We start from the raw sequence: 22,392 nt of genomic DNA on the forward strand, positions 1-22,392 counted from the left end.
CGAGGCGCACCCTGTTGCGGGGTAGGTGCGCGGCACGCTTTGTGGTAATCTCCGGCAGTTCTCAAGGGGGCTGGCTGCAGCCTCCGTCACTGCATCGAATCGTGACATAACTCGTTGATTTGTCGTGAGTCGTTGATGGCTTGAAGCTATCGCGACGTGCTCCATGGCGTTCCAGGAAGAATGACGCGGAGTTTCACCAGAAAAAGGAACCAGGCTTCTCATGGGCGAACTGGCCAAAGAAATCCTCCCGGTCAATATCGAAGACGAGCTGAAACAGTCCTACCTCGACTACGCAATGAGCGTGATCGTCGGGCGTGCGCTGCCGGATGCGCGCGATGGCTTGAAGCCGGTACACCGCCGTGTGCTCTATGCCATGAGCGAACTGGGCAACGACTGGAACAAGCCCTACAAGAAATCGGCCCGTGTGGTCGGTGACGTGATCGGTAAATACCACCCGCACGGCGACACCGCGGTGTACGACACCATCGTGCGGATGGCTCAGGACTTCTCCCTGCGTTACCTGCTGGTCGACGGCCAGGGCAACTTCGGTTCGGTGGACGGCGACAACGCCGCGGCCATGCGATACACCGAAGTGCGCATGACCAAGCTGGCCCATGAACTGCTGGCCGACCTGGACAAGGAAACCGTCGATTGGGTGCCCAACTACGACGGCACCGAGCAGATTCCGGCGGTGATGCCGACCAAGGTGCCGAACCTGCTGGTCAACGGCTCGTCCGGTATCGCTGTGGGCATGGCCACCAACATTCCGCCGCACAACCTCTCCGAGGTGATCGATGGCTGCCTGGCGCTGATCGACAACGCCGACCTGACCGTCGATGACCTGATGCAGTACATCCCCGGCCCCGATTTCCCCACCGCGGGCATCATCAACGGCCGTGCCGGCATCATCGAGGCCTACCGCACCGGCCGCGGGCGCATCTACATCCGCGCCCGCGTCGAGGTCGAGGACATCGACAAGGTCGGCGGTCGTCAGCAGTTGGTGGTCACCGAGCTGCCGTATCAGCTGAACAAGGCGCGTCTGATCGAGAAGATCGCCGAGCTGGTCAAAGAGAAGAAGATCGAAGGCATCACCGAGCTGCGCGACGAGTCGGACAAGGACGGTATGCGCGTGGTGATCGAGCTACGTCGCGGCGAAGTGCCGGACGTGGTGCTGAACAACCTGTACGCCCAGACCCAGATGCAGAGCGTGTTCGGCATCAACGTCGTGGCGCTGGTCGACGGTCAGCCGAAGACCATGAACCTCAAGGACATGCTCGAAGTGTTCGTCCGTCACCGCCGCGAAGTGGTGACCCGGCGTACCGTCTACGAGCTGCGCAAGGCGCGCGAGCGCGGCCACATCCTCGAAGGTCAGGCGGTGGCGCTGTCCAACATCGACCCGGTGATCGAGCTGATCAAGGCCTCGCCGACGCCGGCCGAAGCCAAGGAGCGTCTGATCGCCACTGCCTGGGAATCCAGCGCGGTGGAAGCCATGGTCGAGCGCGCGGGTGCCGATTCCTGCCGCCCGGAAGGGCTGGATCCGCAGTACGGCCTGCGCGACGGCAAGTACTACCTGTCGCCGGAGCAGGCTCAGGCCATCCTCGAACTGCGTCTGCACCGCCTCACCGGTCTGGAGCACGAGAAGCTGCTGGCCGAATACCAGGAAATTCTCAGCCTGATCGGCGAGCTGATCCGCATCCTGACCAGCCCCGAGCGCCTGATGGAAGTCATTCGCGACGAGCTGGAGAAGGTCAAGGCCGAGTTCGGCGACGCCCGTCGCACCGAGATCATCGCCTCGCGTCAGGACCTGACCATCGCCGATCTGATCACCGAGGAAGAGCGTGTCGTCACCATCTCCCATGGTGGCTATGCTAAGAGCCAGCCGCTGGCCGCCTACGAGGCGCAGCGTCGCGGTGGCAAGGGCAAGTCCGCCACCGGGGTGAAGGACGAGGACTACGTCGAGCACCTGCTGGTGGCCAACAGCCATGCGACCCTGCTGCTGTTCTCCAGCAAGGGCAAGGTCTACTGGTTGCGCACCTTCGAGATTCCCGAGGCCTCGCGTGCCGCCCGCGGTCGTCCGCTGGTCAACCTGCTGCCGCTGGACGAGGGTGAGCGCATCACCGCCATGCTGCAGATCGACCTGGAAGCCTTGCAGCAGAGCGCCGGGGCCGACGAGGACCTGGACGACGAAGGCCTGGTGATCGAAGGCGAAGCCACCGAAGTGGTCGAGGCCGAGGAAGTCGAGGAAGTCGAGGGCGAAACCCCAGAGCTGGTCGCCGAGCCGACTGGCGCCTTCATCTTCATGGCCACCGCGTTCGGTACCGTGAAGAAGACTCCGCTGGTGCAGTTCAGCCGTCCGCGTAGCGCCGGCCTGATCGCCCTGAAGCTGGAAGAGGGCGACACCCTGATCGCCGCCGCCATCACCGACGGCGCCAAGGAAGTCATGCTGTTCTCCGACGCCGGCAAGGTACTGCGTTTCGCCGAGAGCAAGGTGCGCACCATGGGCCGTACCGCCCGCGGCGTGCGCGGCATGCGCCTGGGCAAGGATCAGCGCCTGATCTCCATGCTGATTCCCGAGTCCGGTGCGCAGATCCTTACCGCTTCCGAGCGCGGTTTCGGCAAGCGCACCGGGCTGGGCAAGTTCCCCCGTCGCGGTCGTGGCGGTCAGGGCGTGATCGCCATGGTCACCAGTGAGCGTAACGGCAAGCTGGTCGGCGCCATCCAGGTACAGGACGGCGAGGAAATCATGCTGATTTCCGACCAGGGCACCCTGGTGCGTACCCGTGTCGACGAAGTGTCCAGCTCCGGCCGCAATACCCAGGGCGTGACCCTGATCAAGCTGGCCAAGGACGAGACCCTGGTCGGCCTGGAGCGTGTGCAGGAGCCGACGCCGGTGGAAGAGGACGAACTGCTCGAGGCCGAGGAGGGCGCTGAAGTCGCCGACAGCGCCGACGCGCCGGTCGCCGACGCCGAGGAAGGCAGCGAGGAGTAAAACCCGGCTGCGCAGGTGGCGCTTCAGTCGCGGCTGAGGCGCCTTGCGCGAGCACGGCAGACAGTTTGGACATGCCATCGTCTGGTGGTGGCGTTCTGTGAATCTGAGAGAGACAGACGTGAGCAAGCGAGCTTTTAACTTCTGCGCCGGCCCCGCCGCGCTGCCGACCGCTGTACTGCAACGCGCCCAGGCCGAGATGCTCGACTGGCAAGGCAAGGGCCTGTCGGTGATGGAGATGAGCCATCGCAGCGACGAGTACGTGGCCATCGCCAGCCAGGCCGAGCAGGACCTGCGCGATCTGCTCGCCGTGCCCAACGACTACAAGGTGCTGTTCCTGCAGGGCGGCGCCAGCCAGCAGTTCGCCGAGATCCCGCTCAACCTGCTGCCCGAAGACGGCGTGGCCGACTATGTCGAGACCGGCATCTGGTCGAAGAAGGCCATCGAGGAGGCCCGTCGCTACGGCGCCATCAATGTCGCCGCCAGCGCCAAGTCCTACGACTACTTCGCCATTCCCGGGCAGAACGACTGGCAACTGTCGAAGAATGCCGCCTACGTGCATTACTGCAGCAACGAGACCATCGGCGGTCTGCAGTTCGACTGGGTGCCGCAGACCGGCGACATCCCGCTGGTGGTGGACATGTCCTCGGATATCCTCTCGCGTCCCATCGACGTCTCGCAGTTCGGCCTCATCTACGCCGGTGCGCAGAAGAACATCGGTCCCAGCGGTCTGGTGGTGGTGATCCTGCGCGAGGACCTGCTCGGTCGTGCCCGCTCCAGCTGCCCGACCATGCTCGACTACAAGATCTCGGCCGACAACGGCTCGATGTACAACACCCCGGCCACCTATTCCTGGTACCTGTCCGGCCTGGTGTTCCAGTGGCTCAAGGAGCAGGGCGGCGTCGAGGCCATGGAGCGCGTCAACCGCGCAAAGAAGGACCTGCTGTATAAGGCCATCGACGGCAGCGATTTCTACAGCAACCCCATCGCCCACAACGCCCGTTCCTGGATGAACGTGCCGTTCCGCCTGGCCGACGAGAAGCTGGACAAGGCCTTCCTCGCCGGCGCCGATGAGCGCGGCCTGCTCAACCTCAAGGGCCACCGTTCGGTGGGCGGCATGCGTGCCTCCATCTACAACGCCGTCGGCCTGGACGCCGTCGAGGCGCTGGTGGCCTATATGGCCGAGTTCGAGAAGGAGCACGCCTGATATGTCGGAACAGGAGCTGCAGGCGCTGCGCGTGCGCATCGACAACCTCGATGAGCGCATCCTCGAGCTGATCAGCGACCGCGCGCGCTGCGCCGAAGAAGTGGCGCGGGTGAAGATGAAGGAGCTCAAGGAAGGCGAGTCGCCGGTGTTCTATCGCCCCGAGCGCGAGGCCCAGGTGCTCAAGCGCATCATGGAGCGCAACAAGGGCCCGCTGGGCAACGAGGAAATGGCGCGGCTGTTCCGCGAAATCATGTCTTCCTGCCTGGCCCTGGAGAACCCGCTCAAGGTCGCCTACCTCGGCCCCGAGGGCACCTTCAGCCAGGCTGCGGCGATGAAGCACTTCGGTCATGCCGTGATCAGCGTGCCGATGGCCGCCATCGACGAAGTGTTCCGTGAAGTGGCCGCCGGTGCGGTGAACTTCGGCGTGGTGCCGGTGGAGAACTCCACCGAGGGCGCGATCAACCACACCCTCGACAGCTTCCTCGAGCACGACATGGTGATCTGCGGCGAAGTCGAGCTGCGCATCCACCACCACCTGCTGGTCGGCGAAACCACCAAGACCGACAAGATCACCCGCATCTACTCCCATGCCCAGTCGCTGGCGCAATGCCGCAAGTGGCTGGACGCGCACTACCCGAACGTCGAGCGCGTGGCGGTTTCCAGCAACGCCGACGCCGCCAAGCGGGTCAAGAGCGAGTGGAACAGCGCGGCCATCGCCGGCGACATGGCGGCCAATCTGTATGGCCTGACCAAGCTGGCGGAAAAGATCGAGGATCGCCCGGACAACTCCACGCGTTTTCTCATCATCGGCAGCCAGGAAGTGCCGCCGACCGGCGACGACAAGACCTCGATCATCGTCTCCATGCGCAACAAGCCGGGCGCGCTGCACGAGCTTCTGGTGCCGTTCCACAACAACGGCATCGACCTGACCCGCATCGAGACGCGGCCGTCGCGCAGTGGCAAGTGGACCTACGTGTTCTTCATCGACTTCGTCGGCCACCACCGCGACCCGCTGATCAAGGATGTGCTGGAGAAGATCGGCCAGGAGGCCGTGGCGCTGAAGGTGTTGGGTTCCTATCCCAAGGCGGTACTCTAAACAGCAGCCGCAAGCTGCAAGCCACAAGCTGCAGGCGGATCGACGCGCGGCTTCTGACTTGTGGCTTGCAGTTTGAGGCGTGTAGCTATGACTTGTGATTTCATCGCCCTGGCCCAGCCGGGTGTGCAGAAGCTGTCCCCCTATGTGCCGGGCAAGCCGGTCGATGAGCTGGCCCGCGAGCTGGGCCTCGACCCGGCCGGTATCGTCAAGCTGGCCAGCAACGAAAATCCGCTCGGCCCCAGCGCCAAGGCGCTGGCCGCGATCCGTGCCGAGCTGGACGAGCTGACCCGCTATCCCGACGGCAACGGTTTCACCCTCAAGAGCGCGCTGGCCGCGCGTTATGGCGTGGACGCGGCTCAGGTCACCCTGGGCAACGGCTCCAACGACATCCTCGAGCTGGTCGCTCGCGCCTACCTGGCGCCTGGCCTCAACGCCGTGTTCAGCGACTACGCCTTCGCCGTCTACCCCATCGCCACTCAGGCCGTCGGCGCGCAGGGCAAGGTGGTGCCGGCCAGGGACTACGGTCACGATCTGGACGCGATGCTGGCCGCCATCGACGACAACACGCGCGTGGTGTTCATCGCCAACCCCAACAATCCGACCGGCACCTGGTTCGGTCCGGACGCGCTGGAAGCTTTCCTGACCAAGGTGCCGGAGTCGGTGCTGGTGGTGCTGGACGAGGCCTATATCGAATACGCCGAAGGCGACGAACTGCCCGATGGCCTGGATTATCTGGCGCGCCATCCCAACCTGCTGGTCTCGCGCACCTTCTCCAAGGCCTATGGTCTGGCCGCGCTGCGCGTTGGCTACGCGATCAGCTCGCCGGCCATCGCCGACGTGCTCAACCGCGTGCGCCAGCCGTTCAACGTCAACAGCCTGGCCCTGGCCGCTGCCTGCGCCGCGTTGTCCGATGCCGAGTACCTGGCCGAGAGCCGTCGCCTCAATGACGCCGGCATGCAGCAGCTGCAGGACGGCCTGCGCGCGCTGGATCTGAGCTGGATACCCTCCAAGGGCAACTTCATCGCCGTCGACTTCGGTCGCGATACCGCGGCGATCAATCAGGCGCTGCTGCGTGAAGGGGTGATCGTGCGGCCGATGGCCGGTTACCGCATGCCCAACTTCCTGCGCGTATCCATCGGCTTGCCGCGCGAGAATGCCCGTTTCCTAGAGGCCCTGGCCAAGGTGTTGTCGGCGTGACTGTAACCGCAGTGCAATCGAGCGCCCCTAAGATCGGCCGCCTGGTGGTGGTCGGCCTCGGTCTGATCGGCGGCTCCTTCGCCAAGGGCCTGCGCGCGCGCGGCCTGTGCCGCGAGGTGGTGGGCGTCGATCTGGATGCCGAATCGCGCCGCCTGGCCGTGCAGTTGGGTGTGGTCGATCGTTGCGAGACCGATCTGGCGGCCGCCTGTCAGGGGGCCGAGGTGATCCAGCTGGCGGTGCCTATCCTGGCCATGGAAAAGCTGCTGGCCGAACTGGCCAAGCTCGACTTGGGCGACGCCGTGCTGACCGACGTCGGTAGTGCCAAGGGCAACGTGGTGCGCGCTGCGCGCCTGGCGTTTCAGGGCAAAACCGTGCGGCTGGTGCCTGGTCATCCCATCGCGGGGTCCGAGCAGAGCGGTGTGGAGGCTGCCAACGCGGAGCTGTTCCGTCGCCACAAGGTTATCCTGACACCCTGCGAGCACAGCGACGAGGCCGCGCTAGCCTTGGTGGAGAGCCTGTGGCGCGAGCTGGGTGCGGACGTCGAGACGATGGAGGTAGAACACCACGACCAAGTGCTCGCCGCCACCAGCCACCTGCCGCACCTGTTGGCCTTCACCCTGGTCGACTCGCTGGCCAAGCGCAGCGAGAACCTGGAAATTTTCCGCTATGCCGCTGGCGGCTTCCGCGACTTCACGCGGATCGCCGGCAGTGACCCGGTGATGTGGCACGATATCTTCCTCGCCAACCGCGAGGCGGTGCTGCGCACACTGGATACATTTCGCGACGACCTCGACGCCTTGCGCGATGCGGTCGACGCCGGGGATGGGCATCAACTCCTGGGCGTGTTCACCCGCGCCCGCGTTGCCCGCGAACATTTCAGCAAAATTCTGGCCCGCAGGGCCTATGTGGACGCTATGCACTCGACCGATCTGATTTTCCTGGCAAAACCCGGTAGCAGCCTGTCCGGACGCATTCGTGTGCCCGGCGACAAATCCATCTCGCATCGTTCGATCATGCTGGGTTCGCTGGCTGAAGGTACCACCGAGGTCGAAGGCTTCCTCGAAGGCGAGGACGCCCTGGCCACCCTGCAGGCGTTCCGCGACATGGGCGTGGTCATCGAAGGGCCGCACCATGGCCGCGTGACCATTCACGGCGTTGGGCTCAAGGGCCTAAAGGCTCCGGCGGGTCCGCTGTACATGGGCAACTCCGGCACCTCCATGCGCCTGCTCTCCGGCCTGCTCGCCGCGCAGCCGTTCGACACCGTGCTGACCGGCGATGCCTCGCTGTCCAAGCGCCCGATGAATCGCGTGGCCAAGCCGCTGCGCGAGATGGGCGCAGTGATCGAGACCGGTCCGGAAGGCCGTCCGCCGCTGACCATCAAGGGCGGCCAGCGCCTGACCGGCATGGACTACGAAATGCCGATGGCCAGCGCCCAGGTCAAATCCTGCCTGCTGCTGGCCGGCCTGTATGCGGCAGGCCGCACCTCGGTGACCGAGCCGGCGCCGACCCGTGACCACACCGAGCGCATGCTGCGCGGCTTCGGCTACCCGGTGAGCGTGGAGGGCAGCACCGCCAGCGTCGAGTCCGGCCACAAGCTGACGGCCACGCGCATCGAGGTGCCCGCCGATATTTCCTCGGCCGCCTTCTTCCTGGTCGCGGCGAGCATCGCCGAAGGCTCCGAGCTGGTGCTCGAGCACGTTGGCATCAACCCGACCCGCACCGGGGTGATCGATATCCTCAAACTGATGGGCGGCGATATCAGCCTGGAAAACCAGCGTGAGGTGGGTGGCGAGCCGGTGGCCGATATCCGCGTGCGTAGCGCCAAACTGAAAGGCATCGACATTCCCGAAGACCTGGTGCCCCTGGCCATCGACGAGTTCCCGGTGCTGTTCGTCGCCGCCGCCTGCGCCGAAGGTCGCACCGTGCTGCGCGGCGCCGAGGAGTTGCGGGTCAAGGAATCCGACCGCATCCAGGTCATGGCCGACGGCCTGATCACCCTGGGCGTCAAGGCCGAGCCGACCCCGGACGGCATCATCATCGAGGGTGGTTCAATTGGCGGTGGCGAGGTCTGGGCTCATGGCGACCACCGTATCGCCATGTCCTTCAGCGTCGCCTCGCTGCGTGCCAGCGCGCCGATCCGCATCCACGACTGCGCCAACGTCGCCACCTCTTTCCCCAACTTCCTCGCGCTGGCTGCTGAAGTCGGCATCCAGGTGGCAGAAGAGGGTAAGGCATGAACGCCCCGGTCATCACTGTCGACGGGCCGAGCGGCTCGGGCAAGGGCACTCTCTGCGCGCTGCTGGCCAAACAGCTGGGCTGGAATCTGCTCGACTCCGGCGCCCTCTATCGCCTGCTGGCGTTCGCCGCCGGCAATCACGGCATCGATCTGACCAACGAGGAGGCGCTCAAGCAGCTGGCGGCCCATCTCGATGTGCAATTCATCGACAAGCGCATCGTGCTCGAAGGTGAGGAGGTGACCGACGCCATCCGCAACGAGCAGGTTGGCGCAGGCGCCTCCATGGTCGCCTCGCTGCCGGCCGTGCGTGAGGCGCTGCTGCAGCGTCAACGCGCCTTCCAGGAGGAGCCGGGCCTGGTAGCCGATGGCCGCGACATGGGTACAGTGGTGTTTCCCGATGCGCCGCTCAAGGTATTCCTCACCGCCAGCGCCGAGGAGCGTGCCCGTCGTCGCTACCTGCAGTTGAAGGCAAAGGGCGATGATGTTAATCTCGCGAGTCTTCTCGACGAGATACGGGCGCGCGACGAGCGCGATACCCAGCGCGCGGTGGCTCCGCTCAAGCCGGCAGCCGACGCAATCCTGCTGGATTCCACCGAATTGTCCATCGAGCAGGTGCTAGAACGAATTCTGTGTGAGGTCGCCGATCGCGATCTCGCCGGGTAATGAGCCACGGCTGCTTAAGTCGATAGGCTCGCAAGGAGGCATGCGGGAGACCAGTCCTTGTCCCGCAGGCCTCTTTTTACATGAACGAACCCACATTGTCTGGAGTGTGGTTTGGGCGAATCCCCGCCCTTGACAACAGGAATCAACATGAGCGAAAGCTTTGCAGAACTTTTTGAAGAAAGCCTGAAATCCCTCGACATGCAGCCGGGCGCCATCATCACCGGCATCGTGGTCGACATCGACGGTGACTGGGTTACCGTCCACGCCGGCCTGAAGTCCGAGGGCGTCATCCCGCTCGACCAGTTCTTCAACGAACAAGGCGAGCTGACCATCAAGGTCGGTGACGAAGTCCACGTTGCGCTGGACGCGGTTGAAGATGGCTTCGGTGAAACCAAGCTGTCCCGCGAGAAAGCCAAGCGCGCTGAATCCTGGCTGGTTCTGGAAGCTGCGTTCAACGCTGAAGAAGTGGTCAAGGGCGTTATCAACGGTAAGGTCAAAGGCGGCTTCACCGTTGACGTCAACGGCATCCGCGCGTTCCTGCCGGGTTCCCTGGTCGACGTCCGTCCGGTGCGTGATACCACTCACCTGGAAGGCAAAGAGCTGGAATTCAAGGTCATCAAACTGGACCAGAAGCGCAACAACGTTGTCGTTTCCCGTCGCAGCGTCCTGGAAGCCGAAAACAGCGCCGAGCGCGAAGCTCTGCTGGAATCTCTGCAGGAAGGCCAGCAAGTCAAAGGTATCGTCAAGAACCTCACCGACTACGGTGCGTTCGTTGACCTGGGCGGCGTAGACGGCCTGCTGCACATCACCGACATGGCTTGGAAGCGCATCAAGCACCCGTCCGAGATCGTCAACGTTGGCGACGAGATCGACGTCAAGGTTCTGAAGTACGATCGCGAGCGTAACCGCGTATCCCTGGGCCTGAAGCAGCTGGGCGAAGATCCGTGGGTTGCCATCAAGGCTCGTTACCCGGAAAACACCCGCGTCATGGCGCGCGTCACCAACCTGACCGACTACGGCTGCTTCGCTGAGCTGGAAGAAGGCGTTGAAGGTCTGGTACACGTGTCCGAAATGGACTGGACCAACAAGAACATCCACCCGTCGAAGGTCGTCAACGTCGGCGACGAAGTGGAAGTCATGGTTCTGGACATCGACGAAGAGCGTCGTCGTATCTCCCTGGGTATCAAGCAGTGCAAGACCAACCCGTGGGAAGACTTCTCCGGTCAGTTCAACAAGGGTGACAAGATCTCCGGCACCATCAAGTCGATCACCGATTTCGGTATCTTCATTGGTCTGGACGGTGGCATCGACGGCCTGGTTCACCTGTCCGACATCTCCTGGAACGAAGCCGGCGAAGAAGCCGTGCGTCGCTTCAAGAAGGGCGACGAGCTGGAAACCGTCATCCTGTCGGTTGACCCGGAGCGCGAGCGCATCTCCCTGGGCATCAAGCAGCTGGAAGACGATCCGTTCAGCAACTACGTCTCCCTCAACGACAAGGGCACCATCGTCCGCGGCGTTGTGAAGGAAGTAGATGCTAAGGGCGCCATCATCGACCTGGGCAACGAGATCGAAGCTACCCTGAAAGCCTCCGAAATCAGCCGTGACCGCGTTGAAGACGCGCGCAACGTCCTGAAGGAAGGCGACGAAGTAGAAGCCAAGATCATCAGCGTCGACCGCAAGTCCCGCGTTATCAGCCTGTCCATCAAGTCGAAAGACGTCGAGGACGAGAAGGACGCGATGAAGGAACTGCGTAACAAGCAAGACGTTGAAAGCACCGGCCCGACCACCATCGGTGATCTGATCCGTGCTCAGATGGAAAACCAGAACTAAGTTCGGGTAATTCATCCAAGAAAAAGGCGGCCCTCGGGCCGCCTTTTTCGTTTTCGCGTCCCGTAGGGTGCGCCACGCGCACCAATCGATGTGTAACTCCTGGTGCGCGGCATAACACGGCAGTCGGGCACTCCATGCTCTTGGTGCCGTCACGGAGTTGGCCGGTTAAGACGAGCTCTGCTCGGAAGCTTCTTGCTCACCGGTTGCCAGTGAACGCGCGAACGCGCTTGGGCTCGCCCATCTACAGGGAGATCGCTTTGATTCCTTAAGGCGATCCTCTCGCGTGCCCTTTGGCGAGGCTCTGTCCCCAGATTGCGCTAACACCTTGTTTTTTAGGCTGTTCAAAAGCTGACCAGCGTGCTAAAACCGAACCGTCGAGTCTTCTAGCCGCTTGAAAAAGAAGGGAAAACCATGACCAAGTCGGAGTTGATCGAAAGAATTGTCACCCACCAAGGCCAGCTGTCCTCCAAGGATGTCGAGCTGGCCATCAAGACCATGCTGGAACAGATGTCCCAGGCCCTGGCCACGGGAGACCGGATCGAGATTCGCGGCTTTGGCAGCTTCTCGCTGCATTACCGTGCTCCGAGAGTTGGCCGTAATCCGAAAACCGGCCAGTCGGTGCGCCTGGACGGCAAATTCGTTCCTCACTTCAAGCCGGGCAAGGAGCTGCGTGATCGGGTGAACGAAGAGGAATAATATCGGCGAGCTAATGGGGGGCGTTCGCTCGCTAGCTTGGCGTCAATCCTTCGTCTAGCTTGCGAAAAACTAAAAAGCATGCAAAATGTGCGGGCTATCACATCGCCATCCGCTTTCCTCATGCCCGTTTGCCGGGCTTCGTGATCCGCGCCGCCAGGGTAGAGTCCCTGAAGTTTTCGGCAGTGTTAAGGGATTGACTCGTGCGGTACCCTTTCATTCTTCATCACGGCGCCGTTTCCGGCGTGACGGGCTCCTGCCATCAGTTACAGATGGGTGCCGAGCATGCGCTTCTTGTTGACTGCGGGTTGTTTCAGGGGGCCGAAACCTCACTAGAAGGGCGTGCAGGGGCCAATCGCCTCGATATCGATTTCTCCCTCGCGGGAATCAGGGCCTTGGTCGCCACCCACGTGCATATCGACCATGTCGGACGTATCCCTTATCTGCTGGCGGCCGGCTTCAAGGGGCCCATCTTGTGCAGCGAGCCATCTGCCAAGCTCCTGCCCATCGTGCTGGAAGATGCCTTCAAGCTGGGTTTCAGTCGTGATCAGGCCAAGTTGGAGCGCTACCTCAAGCTGATCGAGCAGCGAATCGTCGCCTTGCCCTACAAGACCTGGTTCAACCTGGTCGACAGCGCACAGTTGCAGGCACGAATTCGCCTGCAGCGCGCCGGCCATATCCTCGGCTCGGCCTATGTGGAGGTCGATCTTCACTATCCGCCGAGCGGCGAGCGCAAGCGAGTGGTCTTCTCCGGCGATCTCGGGGCGCCCCACGCGCCAATTCTGCCTGCACCCAAGGCGCCGCATCGCGCCGATATCCTCGTCATCGAGAGCGCCTACGGTGATCGCCTGCACGAAAACCGCCGCAACCGCCGCAAGCGCCTTGAGGCGATGCTGGAGCAGGCCCTGGCCGACCAGGGCGCAGTCCTGATCCCGGCCTTCGGCATCGGGCGCACTCAGGAGCTGCTCTATGAGCTGGAAGACATCATTCACTGCAAGAGGCTGAGTGCCGCTCTTAATCCCCCTCTCCCTTCGGGAGAGGGGCCAGGGGTGAGGGAAGGCGGGGTGAGGTGCGGTGAGCTAGCCATCGACTGGCATAGCCTGCCGATCATCTTGGATTCGCCGCTCGCCAGTCGCTTTACCCGTGTCTATCGGCAACTCAAACCCTTTTGGGATGCCGAAGCGCTGGCGCAAGTTCGGATTGGACGCAAGCCCCTGGCCTTCGACAACCTGCTGACCGTCGATAGCCACCAGGCGCACCTGGTTATGGTCAGCCGCCTGGTGCAAACCGCCCAGCCTGCCATCGTCATTGCCGGCAACGGCATGTGCTCCAGTGGTCGGATCATCAACTACCTCAAGGCCATGCTCAGCGATGCCCGGCATAATGTGCTGTTCGTAGGCTACCAGGCCGAAGGCACGATCGGCCGGCAGATCCAGCGCTTCGGCCCCCAGGGGGGGATTCGTGGAGATGGACGGCCAGCGCTACGACATCAGCGCCCCGGTGCATACCATGGGCGGCTATTCGGCCCACGCGGATCGGGGTGGTTTGGTAAGATTCGTCACCGGATGCGCCACTGGCCGTCGCAGGTGCGGATCGTGCATGGGGAACTGGCGGCCAAGCGGGCGCTGATGCATGCCTTGCGTGCTCGATACCAGCAGGTGTCGCGGCAAGGAGAGTTTCTGATTGTCGGCTCCGAGTGATTGCGGGGTAGGGCAAGTTTTTGTTTTTTGAAAGGTTGATCCTGGGTTGTGTGGTTTAGATGACTATTAAAACGCTCTGTGTCTTCGGTACTCGTCCCGAGGCCATCAAAATGGCGCCGCTGGCGCTTGCATTGCAAGCCGACCCACGTTTCGAGGCGAAAGTCTGCGTTACCGGCCAGCACCGGCAGATGCTCGACCAGGTGCTCGGCCTCTTCGAGCTGGTGCCGGACTTCGATCTCAACATCATGAAGCCAGGGCAGGATCTGACCGATGTGACCAGCGCCATTCTGCTCGGCATGCGTGAGGTGTTGGCGAGCTTCAAGCCCGATGTGGTGCTGGTGCATGGCGACACGGCGACCACCTTCGCCGCTAGCGTCGCCGCCTATTACCAACAGATTCCGGTGGCACATGTCGAGGCCGGGCTGCGCACGGGCAACATCTACTCACCCTGGCCGGAGGAGGGTAACCGCAAGCTCACCGGCGCGCTCGCGACATTCCACTTCGCGCCGACCGAAACCTCTCGTGGCAATCTGCTGAGGGAGGGGGTCGACCCGAAGAGCATCGTCATCACCGGTAATACCGTCATCGATGCCCTGCTGCAGGTGGTAGCCAAGCTGGATACCGACGCCGAGTTGCTGACCCAGTTCGCTTCGCGTTTTCCCTTCCTGCACCCAGAGCGCAAACTGGTGCTGGTCACCGGTCACAGGCGGGAGAGTTTCGGTGGTGGCTTCGAGCGCATCTGCCAGGCGCTGGTCGATACCGCGCGGCGCTTTCCTGACATGGAGATTGTCTATCCCGTCCACCTGAATCCCAACGTACGCGAGCCCGTCAATCGTCTGCTGGCCGGCATCGACAATGTGCACCTGATCGAGCCGCTCGATTACCTGCCCTTCGTCTACCTGATGAATCAGGCCTACCTGATCCTCACCGACTCCGGTGGCATCCAGGAAGAAGCGCCCTCGCTGGGCAAACCCGTGCTGGTGATGCGCGATACGACCGAGCGCCCGGAGGCGGTCGAAGCTGGTACGGTCAAGCTGGTGGGCACTGATGTGGCGGCTATCACCTCCGCTATCGCCACGCTTGTTACTGACGAAGCCGCCTACCGTCAGATGAGTTTCGCTCACAACCCCTACGGCGATGGCAAGGCCTGTCAGCGCATCCTCGAATCTCTTTCCCAACTCAAGAAGAACTAAGCATGCAGTTCAATACTATTTCCGTTGTGGGTCTGGGCTATATTGGTTTGCCGACAGCCGCTGTCTTCGCCTCGCGTAAACTCAAGGTTATCGGCGTAGATGTTAATCAGCATGCGGTCGACACCATCAATCGTGGGGAAATCCATATTGTCGAGCCCGATCTGGATATGGTCGTGCATGCTGCCGTAACGGAGGGTTATCTAAAGGCAACTACCAAGCCTGAGCCGGCCGATGCCTTCCTGATTGCAGTACCCACTCCGTTCAAGGGCGATAACCACGACCCGGATCTCAGCTATATCGAAGCCGCCAGCAAGGCCATTGCGCCGGTGCTGAAGCAGGGAGATCTGGTCATCCTCGAATCCACCTCGCCCGTTGGTGCTACTGAACAGATGGCTGCCTGGCTGGCCGAGGCTCGCCCGGACTTGAGCTTCCCGCAAACCCACGGCGAAGATTCTGATATCCGCGTTGCCCACTGTCCCGAGCGCGTCTTGCCTGGCCATGTGCTGCGCGAACTGGTGCAGAACGACCGCGTCGTCGGTGGCATGACAGCCAAATGTTCGAAAGCAGCCTGCGCCCTCTACAAGACCTTCGTAGAAGGGGAGTGCGTCGTGACCAATGCACGCACCGCCGAAATGGCCAAACTCACCGAAAACAGCTTTCGGGACGTCAACATCGCCTTTGCCAATGAGTTGTCGATCATCTGCGACAAGCTCGAAATCAACGTTTGGGAGTTGATTGCACTGGCCAATCGTCATCCTCGGGTCAACATCCTGCAACCCGGCCCCGGTGTGGGTGGCCACTGCATCGCGGTTGACCCCTGGTTTATCGTCAGCCAGACCCCGGAGCAGGCACGCCTGATCCGCATTGCCCGTGAGGTCAATGACAGCAAGCCGGAATGGGTGATCGAAAAGGTCAAACTGGCGGTTGCCGAGTGCCTCAACGCCAGCCCACGGAAAACTGCAGCTGATATTTCCGTCGCTTGTTTTGGCTTGGCATTCAAACCGGATATCGACGATTTGCGCGAAAGCCCCGCTGTAGGGATCGCTCTCGCGTTAGCCGAACAGTTCGCAGCGCGCATCCTGGCTGTAGAACCCAATATCGAGATTCTTCCGCCAAAACTGCAAGCTGCTGGGATACAGCTCGTGAGCCAGGAGTCGGCGCTGGAGAGTGCCGACGTCATCATCCTGCTGGTCGATCACGAATCCTTCCGTGCAGCCAGGCCTGCTTTCTCGGTGGGGCAATACGTCATCGATACGAAGGGTATCTGGGGTTAATGCTCCGTAGATCGGGGCCCAGCCGCTAGCTGGCTGGCCCGGTTCACGCGTCTGTCTTTTGAATCATCATGCGTCATCGAGCGGGAGCCTCCATGCTGGGCCTGTCACCGAAAAAGCTATATATGCGGCTGTACTGGGCGCTACGCTGGAGAACGATAAAGTTTTTGATCAGACCTGCCCGCCGATTAATTCGAGCGCGCGAGCGGGTGCTTGGATGGCGTTTTCGAGACGTGCTGGACGCCTATGAAACCCAGGGCATCGATATCGTATGCGTGATGGCCGAGGCGCTAAAAAACCAGTCGCTGAGGGCAAAGGCGTATCGGGTGTTGGCCAAGAGAGAGCTGGCTCGCGATGTGCTCAGCGCTGCCAAGTTGGCCAGGAGGTCCCTGGCGCTGGATGCTTCGCAAGAAAATCGCGTGCGCAACTGCATGACGCTGTGGGACGCCGGCTCCATCCAGGAGGCGAGCTCTCTACTGGATGGGCTGTCCGATTCCGTACTGAGTTTCGCGGAACAGGAGAAGGCCCTGCAGATTCGTGGTGCGCAGCTGCTGTATACCAGCCTGCCTGAAATACCAACAGCTGCGGCCCCTAGCGACTATGTTGCCGATCCGCATTGTGTTCTTTATGTAGCATCCAGCTCTCGTCCCTATCACACGACTGGTTACACCACCCGTACCCATCACTTGCTTGAGTCACTGAGGGTGCAGGGTTGGGCTGTGCACTGTGTGACGCGGCCGGGCTACCCCGCAGACCGGCCAGACTCGCGGAATACCAACGCTCCCGCGCTCAATATCATTGACGGTGTACCGTACGAGCGCCTCCAAGGGAGGCACAGGCGTGAGGTGCGTTATGACCTTTACTTGACGAAGGCTGCGGCGGAGCTGGAGCGGGCTGCTCGTCGCCTGCGCCCAGCAGTGATTCACGCGGCCTCCAACTATGAGGCTGCGTTGCCTGCGTTGATTGCGGCCAGGCGCCTCGGCCTTCCGTTTTGCTATGAGGTGCGCGGGCTCTGGGAGTACACCGCATCCTCGAAAAAGGCAGGTTGGGAGCAGACCGAGCGCTTCGCGCTGGATCGCATGCTGGAAGCGCATACTGCGGCGCACGCCGACAAGGTATTCACCCTGACCAAGGCGCTGGCGACCGAACTGGTACGCCGCGGCGTGGCCGAGGAGCGCATCGAGCTGCTGCCCAACGCAGTCAATCTCGAGTTCTTCAAGCCGCTGGAGCCAGACCGGGCTCTGGCTCAACAGCTTGGGCTCGGCCCGGACACCTTCGTCTGTGGCTATGTCGGCTCGGTGGTCAAGTACGAGGGGCTGGACGACCTAATCACGGCTATGCCGGCGCTGCTCCGGCGTGTGCCTGACAGTCGGCTGCTTGTGGTGGGTGATGGCGATGAACTGGCTAACCTGCGCGAACAGGCCGCCCGTCTGGGCGTGTCCGCCCAGGTGATCTTCACCGGGCGGGTTTCCCATGCCGAAGTCACCCGCTACTTTTCTCTGCTCAGTGCCATTGCTTTGCCGCGCAAGCCCTACACCGTGTGCAAGTTAGTGTCTCCGCTCAAGCCCTTCGAAGCCATGGCCATGCGCGTGCCACTGGTGGTCTCCGATGTGGATGCCCTCGGCGAGATCTTCGAACAGGGTGAAACCGCGCTGCTGCACCGGGCTGGTGATGCCAACTCCCTGGCCGAGGCCATGATCCGCTTGGCCGAGAGCCCGGCCCTGCGCCAGCGCCTGGCGGACAATGCTTTTACCCAAGTCAGCCGGCACGGTCAGTGGAGCCAGGTGATTCGTCCGCTCGGCGAGTTCTATGCCGCCAACGGTGTGCACTCGAGCAGCAAGTCTCTTGGCAAACCGGTTATCCGCGTTTTATCGGTCGGCTCGCTGCCTCCCGAATGGGGTGGCGGCACCGGCGGTGGCGTGGCCAGCATCCATAAGGTTGTACTGGAACAGTGGCTGGCCGAACAGGGCGATAGCTCTATCGAGCTGGTGGGGGTGCTGGCCAACAACTGGTCGGGTCAGATTGGTTCGGAGATGCCCTCTGAGTTATGCGTATTCGAGCCGCCCAAAGCCCCGGAAGAGCACCGTCAGTGGTATTGCGACTTGTTGCAGCGTGAGCGTATCGACTGCGTGCTGTTTTTCCATATCGCCCATCGCTGGGCTTACTGGCATGCCCAACTATGCAGCGATGTGCGGTCAGTCGGCGCCGTCCATTCTTGGCATGCCGTGACCATGCAGGCTGATCAAGATCAGGCGGCGCAGGTGCGAGAAAAGATTCGGCAGGCGTTGCCTCAGTTCACCGCGCTGATATTCCCTAGCGCCCACTGTGCTGGCGAAGGCAGGATCTTGGGCTTCGATTACAGTACTGTGCCGGTTGTTATTCCCAATGCGATCGGTAGCGAGTTTTTCAATGAGCCATTGCGAGTTGAAAACGCTAACGTCCGTATCGTATTCGTGGGCTCTCTGATCGCGCGCAAGCGCGTGGATCTGCTGATAAGTGCGGCATCCACTTTGGGTATCGAGCTGCTGGTCATAGGAGATGGAGAGGAACGCACCGAATTGGAGCTGTTGGCGAAGGCAAGCACGGCGCCTGAGTCGATTCGATTCTTGGGGCGGTGCCCGCCGTCTCGCATAGCTGCCGAGATAGCCCAATCGTCTTTGTTGTGTGTACCCAGTACGAGTGAATCCTTTGGCATCGTGTACTTAGAGGCGCTGGCCTGCGGAGTTCCGGTTGTGGGCTTCGCGCCAACGCTGTCGGAAATTGCGGCCGAGTTAGGGGTGCCCATCGGTGCTGGTGTGGATGGCGATGCCGGGTTACCCGAACTGATCGAGGCTCTTCGCACGGTGCTGCGAACGCCTTATGACCCACAGCGCCTGCGCGACGTCGTGGCCGGGCGCTACGGTGCGCAGCAGGTGGCGGCAGGCTATCGGTACGCTGTCGAGCGGGCCTTGATCGAGCGATGACGATGTTTTTCCGTAATTCGCACAAGAAAAAAATAATCCTGCATATCGGTCTGCCGAAGACGGGCTCCACTGCCTTGCAGCAGGCGTTTTATCAGTCGCGCGAGGTTCTGCTGCGGCAGGGGGTGCTGTATCCGGCGCAGGTGTATCGACAGGATGACCCCAAGCACAACTTCGTGCTCGACCTAGTACGCAAGGGGCAGGGTTACGACATAGGTAGCGAGCGGGGCTACAAGGCTGCCAGTCGCATCGTGCTTTCCAATGAGGCCCTGTCCAACGATTTCTATTTCCATGGGCTGGAGCGCAACCGACAATTGGCTGAGCTGCTGCGCGCCCACGGCGAGCTGGAAATCTGCATGGTGCTGCGTCGGGAGAGCGAATGGCTGCGCTCCTATTACAAGCAGGCGGTGATTAATCAGCCGGTCAAGGGCAAGCCGCATTACCAGAACAGCCTGCCACTGGCGGCCTTCCGTGAGTTGGAGCCGGTTCGGCGCCTGCTCGATCAGGGTGAGCTGATTCAGGATGTCAGCGCCGCCTTTCAGGCTCCGGTCAGGGTCATGCGCTATGAGGAGGTGCCCGTGCGTCAGTTGCTCGAGTACTGCACCGAGCTACCGGGCATAACCTATTCTCTCGAGCGGCGGCATAACGAGAGCGTATCCGATGCGGCCGTGGAGGTGATGCGCCAGCTCAATGCGCAGATCGAGACGCTGGAGGAGAAGTATTCTTGGTCTTACCTGCTGGTGCAGGCCTGTGGAGCTTGCCACGATGTGCTGAACACTCTGGCGGGGCGGGCCACGCCCAATGGGCTTACCGCTCTGGAGGGTAAGAAGCTTGCGGATTTGCGTCACGATCATAAGGTGACGCCGGGCGTACGCGAGGAAGAGTTTAATGCAATCGTATCTGGCCTTCGGCAGCAGTTGGCTGCGCTGAAGGATAAATAGAGCCAATAGAATGAAGAAGTTGGTCAAGCTGTACGGCGAACGCAATACCAATACCAATTATCTTAGTGAACTGATCCGGCTGAATCTGGATCTGGAAGAACTACCGAGCGTGGTGCCCGCCAATATAAAGCGCTATCAGGACAAGTGGCCGGGCAATGAGTGGTTGCGCGATCTTTATTTCATGAGTAGTTATGGTCGTAACCTAGGGTGGAAACATGCAGCGGTAAATTGGCCGCGCCTGAAGAGAACTGGTCTCTATAAGCGGAATAGCGTGACGGTGGTGACGCTGACCAAGAATCCGTACGCCTGGCTGCTGTCGCTCTATAAGCGTCCCTATCACCAGTACTACGCAAAGAAGCCGAGCTTTAGCGAATTTCTTACGCGTCCTTGGAAAACGGTCTGGCGTGAGGGCATGCCGCGCTGGATGGAAAGTCCGGTACATCTGTGGAATGCCAAGAACGCCAGTTACCTACGCGATGCCGATGAGGACCGAGCGCTCCACCTACGGGCGGAGGATACGCTGATCGATCCGCAGCAGGTGATTGAGCGAATAGCGCAGGTGGCGGGTATGGTTCGCCCCAGCGAGTTCCGCAACGTGCTGGCATCGACCAAGGACGGTAGTAAGGACTTTAACTATTATCGGGACTATTACTTGGGTGAGAGTTGGCGTTCCGGCCTAGCCGAGCAGGACATAGAAATTATAAACCGGCAGTTGGATAAGCGCCTGGTAAGGCGCTATGGATACGCGCTCATAGATTAATAAATTCACGCAGGTGATGTGCCGTGGAAAAGGTTTTCTTGCTAGGGGTGGGGGCGCAGAAAAGTGGTACTACCTGGCTGCATTCGTATTTGTCCGGGCACCCGCAGGCGAACATGGGGGCAGCAAAGGAATACCATGTATTCGATGCCTTGCATGTTGCGGATGAGGGAATTCGCAGGAAGTTTCTGCAACGTCGGATCAATCAACTTTTGCAGGGTGTGGAGCGGCTCAAACCTATCGATCGGCTAGTGGCCGGCTTTCTCGGCGATACGCAGAGATACTACGATTACTTCACTGCCCTGCTGGAGCAGGACGCAATCAATGTGACTGGGGATATCACGCCGTCCTATTCCGCCCTGCCAGTGTCGGCACTGATCGAGATTCGTGACGAGTTCGCCCGCCGCGGTATTAGGGTGAGGGTGATATTACTGATGCGTGATCCGGTCGAACGCTGTATCTCGGCGGTCCAGCATGTCTTGCGGCAACCGGGCGAGTCCTATACCGGGCGTTGTCATTTTGGCGGAGATGGGGAGACCGTTCTCCGTGAGCTCTACGCATCACCAGCTTTCGTCATGCGGGGCCGCTATGACCAGACTCTGGAGCGCCTTGAACAAGTATTCGATCCTGAAGACATCGGCCTCTTTTTCTACGAGACGTTGTTCAAGGAGGCGACGACCAAGCAAGTGTGCAACTTTCTGGGATTGTCACTTATGCCCGCCAAGTATGAGCTCAGAGTGAATGCTTCGAGCAACGAGATTACGGTGGGGCAGGCATTGCGCAGTGAGGTGCAGCGTTTTTATCGGCCGGTGTATGAGCGTTTTGCTGCGCAGGTCGAGGGGCTATGGCAAGGATGCCCGGCTCCAAGTGAACAGGTGGAACGGCAATGACCATCATCAGTTTCGAACATCGTTTTGTCTTCGTTAAAACCAGAAAGACCGCCAGCACCTCGCTCGAAGCCTTTCTGCGGCGCTATACCGTTGCGGGCGACGTGGTTACCCAGTTGACGCCGCGAGATGAAAAGTGGTGCGTCGAGCGTGGCTGGTGCAGTTGCAACTACGCGGCTGACCCCGAAGTTGAGCGAGCGTACATGCAACTGTGCATGGATGACTGCTTTGATGAGGCAATGCGATATATCAGATCAGCCAAGCGCCTCTACGTTGGGCATATGCCGGCCAGCAAGATTAAACGACTGCTGGAAGGTAATGGCTATCGCTGGGAAGACTTTCACTTCTTCACTGTTGAGCGTCACCCCTACAGCTGGCTGTTGTTCGTGTTGCTGTACAACAACTCGGCGTACCACGAGCGCGGTGCTTGCGAGATAGACCTGAACGATATTAATGAAAGGGCTAGAGCGTTTATCGAGAGTGAGGGCTTCCTGCAACGCTTGAATAGCAACTTGTATACGGAAGAGGGGCGTCTTCTGGTGAAGGACGTGATGCGCTACGAGAACCTTCAGGAGGATCTAGCCCGCATGCTAACACCACTGGTTGGAACACCTGATATGAGCGAGTTCCCCTTCCTTAAAAAGAATGCTCAACACTTGTCGCCAACAGATGTATTCGATGTGAAGACCTTAGAGCTGCTGCGTCGTAAAGCCGAACCAGTACTGCAGTTAGCTGGCTATGAACGCTAAGGGTCATTTTTTACCGATGTACGGAT

General features: G+C 61.1%; 15 protein-coding genes and 1 pseudogene. All 16 read left to right on the top strand.

Translation table 11 applies throughout. The features are described 5' to 3' along the window. The first annotated feature begins 220 nt into the window (after positions 1-220). The 16 genes and pseudogenes from gyrA to L1F06_RS08925 all read left to right on the top strand — a co-directional run bounded on the left by gyrA (position 221) and on the right by L1F06_RS08925 (position 22,366). Positions 221-2,989, top strand: a complete 2,769-nt coding sequence (gyrA, locus tag L1F06_RS08850; protein ID WP_129483570.1) for a DNA gyrase subunit A — start codon at positions 221-223, stop codon at positions 2,987-2,989. Between the two features lie 118 nt (positions 2,990-3,107). Next, positions 3,108-4,193 carry a 3-phosphoserine/phosphohydroxythreonine transaminase gene (serC, locus tag L1F06_RS08855; protein WP_129483569.1) on the top strand — a complete coding sequence of 362 codons (1,086 nt, stop codon included), beginning with the start codon at positions 3,108-3,110 and terminating at the stop codon, positions 4,191-4,193. Position 4,194: 1 nt separating this feature from the next. Continuing rightward, complete coding sequence (pheA, locus tag L1F06_RS08860) at positions 4,195-5,289, top strand: prephenate dehydratase (RefSeq protein WP_024307836.1); 1,095 nt, start codon at positions 4,195-4,197, stop codon at positions 5,287-5,289. Positions 5,290-5,376: 87 nt separating this feature from the next. Continuing rightward, complete coding sequence (gene hisC / locus L1F06_RS08865) at positions 5,377-6,486, top strand: histidinol-phosphate transaminase (RefSeq protein WP_003243547.1); 1,110 nt, start codon at positions 5,377-5,379, stop codon at positions 6,484-6,486. After that, a complete protein-coding gene (locus L1F06_RS08870) occupies positions 6,483-8,723 on the top strand; it encodes a bifunctional prephenate dehydrogenase/3-phosphoshikimate 1-carboxyvinyltransferase (protein ID WP_129483568.1) in 2,241 nt (746 codons plus the stop codon). Before hisC ends, L1F06_RS08870 begins: the two co-directional genes overlap by 4 nt. Next, positions 8,720-9,385: a (d)CMP kinase gene (gene cmk / locus L1F06_RS08875; protein ID WP_129483567.1), complete on the top strand. Its 666-nt coding sequence runs from the start codon at positions 8,720-8,722 to the stop codon at positions 9,383-9,385. The genes L1F06_RS08870 and cmk overlap by 4 nt, the downstream gene beginning before the upstream one ends. A 147-nt stretch (positions 9,386-9,532) precedes the next feature. After that, positions 9,533-11,215, top strand: a complete 1,683-nt coding sequence (rpsA, locus tag L1F06_RS08880) for a 30S ribosomal protein S1 (RefSeq protein WP_012018329.1) — start codon at positions 9,533-9,535, stop codon at positions 11,213-11,215. Positions 11,216-11,626: 411 nt separating this feature from the next. Next, a complete protein-coding gene (ihfB, locus tag L1F06_RS08885; protein ID WP_129483565.1) occupies positions 11,627-11,911 on the top strand; it encodes an integration host factor subunit beta in 285 nt (94 codons plus the stop codon). A gap of 200 nt (positions 11,912-12,111) precedes the next feature. Beyond that, a pseudogene (locus L1F06_RS08890) lies at positions 12,112-13,608 on the top strand (MBL fold metallo-hydrolase). Between the two features lie 59 nt (positions 13,609-13,667). Beyond that, positions 13,668-14,801 (top strand): non-hydrolyzing UDP-N-acetylglucosamine 2-epimerase, encoded by a 1,134-nt coding sequence (gene wecB / locus L1F06_RS08895; RefSeq protein WP_129483564.1) that lies wholly within the window; start codon positions 13,668-13,670, stop codon positions 14,799-14,801. A gap of 2 nt (positions 14,802-14,803) precedes the next feature. Continuing rightward, positions 14,804-16,075 carry a UDP-N-acetyl-D-mannosamine dehydrogenase gene (gene wecC, locus L1F06_RS08900; RefSeq protein ID WP_129483563.1) on the top strand — a complete coding sequence of 424 codons (1,272 nt, stop codon included), beginning with the start codon at positions 14,804-14,806 and terminating at the stop codon, positions 16,073-16,075. A 92-nt stretch (positions 16,076-16,167) separates the two neighbouring features. Continuing rightward, complete coding sequence (locus tag L1F06_RS08905; protein ID WP_177491250.1) at positions 16,168-19,035, top strand: glycosyltransferase family 4 protein; 2,868 nt, start codon at positions 16,168-16,170, stop codon at positions 19,033-19,035. After that, positions 19,032-19,973 carry a hypothetical protein gene (locus L1F06_RS08910; protein WP_129483561.1) on the top strand — a complete coding sequence of 314 codons (942 nt, stop codon included), beginning with the start codon at positions 19,032-19,034 and terminating at the stop codon, positions 19,971-19,973. Before L1F06_RS08905 ends, L1F06_RS08910 begins: the two co-directional genes overlap by 4 nt. Before the next feature lie 10 nt (positions 19,974-19,983). Beyond that, positions 19,984-20,733 carry a hypothetical protein gene (locus L1F06_RS08915; protein WP_129483560.1) on the top strand — a complete coding sequence of 250 codons (750 nt, stop codon included), beginning with the start codon at positions 19,984-19,986 and terminating at the stop codon, positions 20,731-20,733. 23 nt (positions 20,734-20,756) lie between these two features. Beyond that, positions 20,757-21,620 carry a sulfotransferase domain-containing protein gene (locus L1F06_RS08920; protein WP_129483559.1) on the top strand — a complete coding sequence of 288 codons (864 nt, stop codon included), beginning with the start codon at positions 20,757-20,759 and terminating at the stop codon, positions 21,618-21,620. Further along, on the top strand, positions 21,617-22,366 hold the full coding sequence (locus tag L1F06_RS08925; RefSeq protein ID WP_129483558.1) for a hypothetical protein: 750 nt from the start codon (positions 21,617-21,619) through the stop codon (positions 22,364-22,366). The genes L1F06_RS08920 and L1F06_RS08925 overlap by 4 nt, the downstream gene beginning before the upstream one ends. Positions 22,367-22,392: the final 26 nt, after the last annotated feature.

Source organism: Pseudomonas hydrolytica (assembly GCF_021495345.1).
Classification (GTDB): domain Bacteria; phylum Pseudomonadota; class Gammaproteobacteria; order Pseudomonadales; family Pseudomonadaceae; genus Aquipseudomonas; species Aquipseudomonas hydrolytica.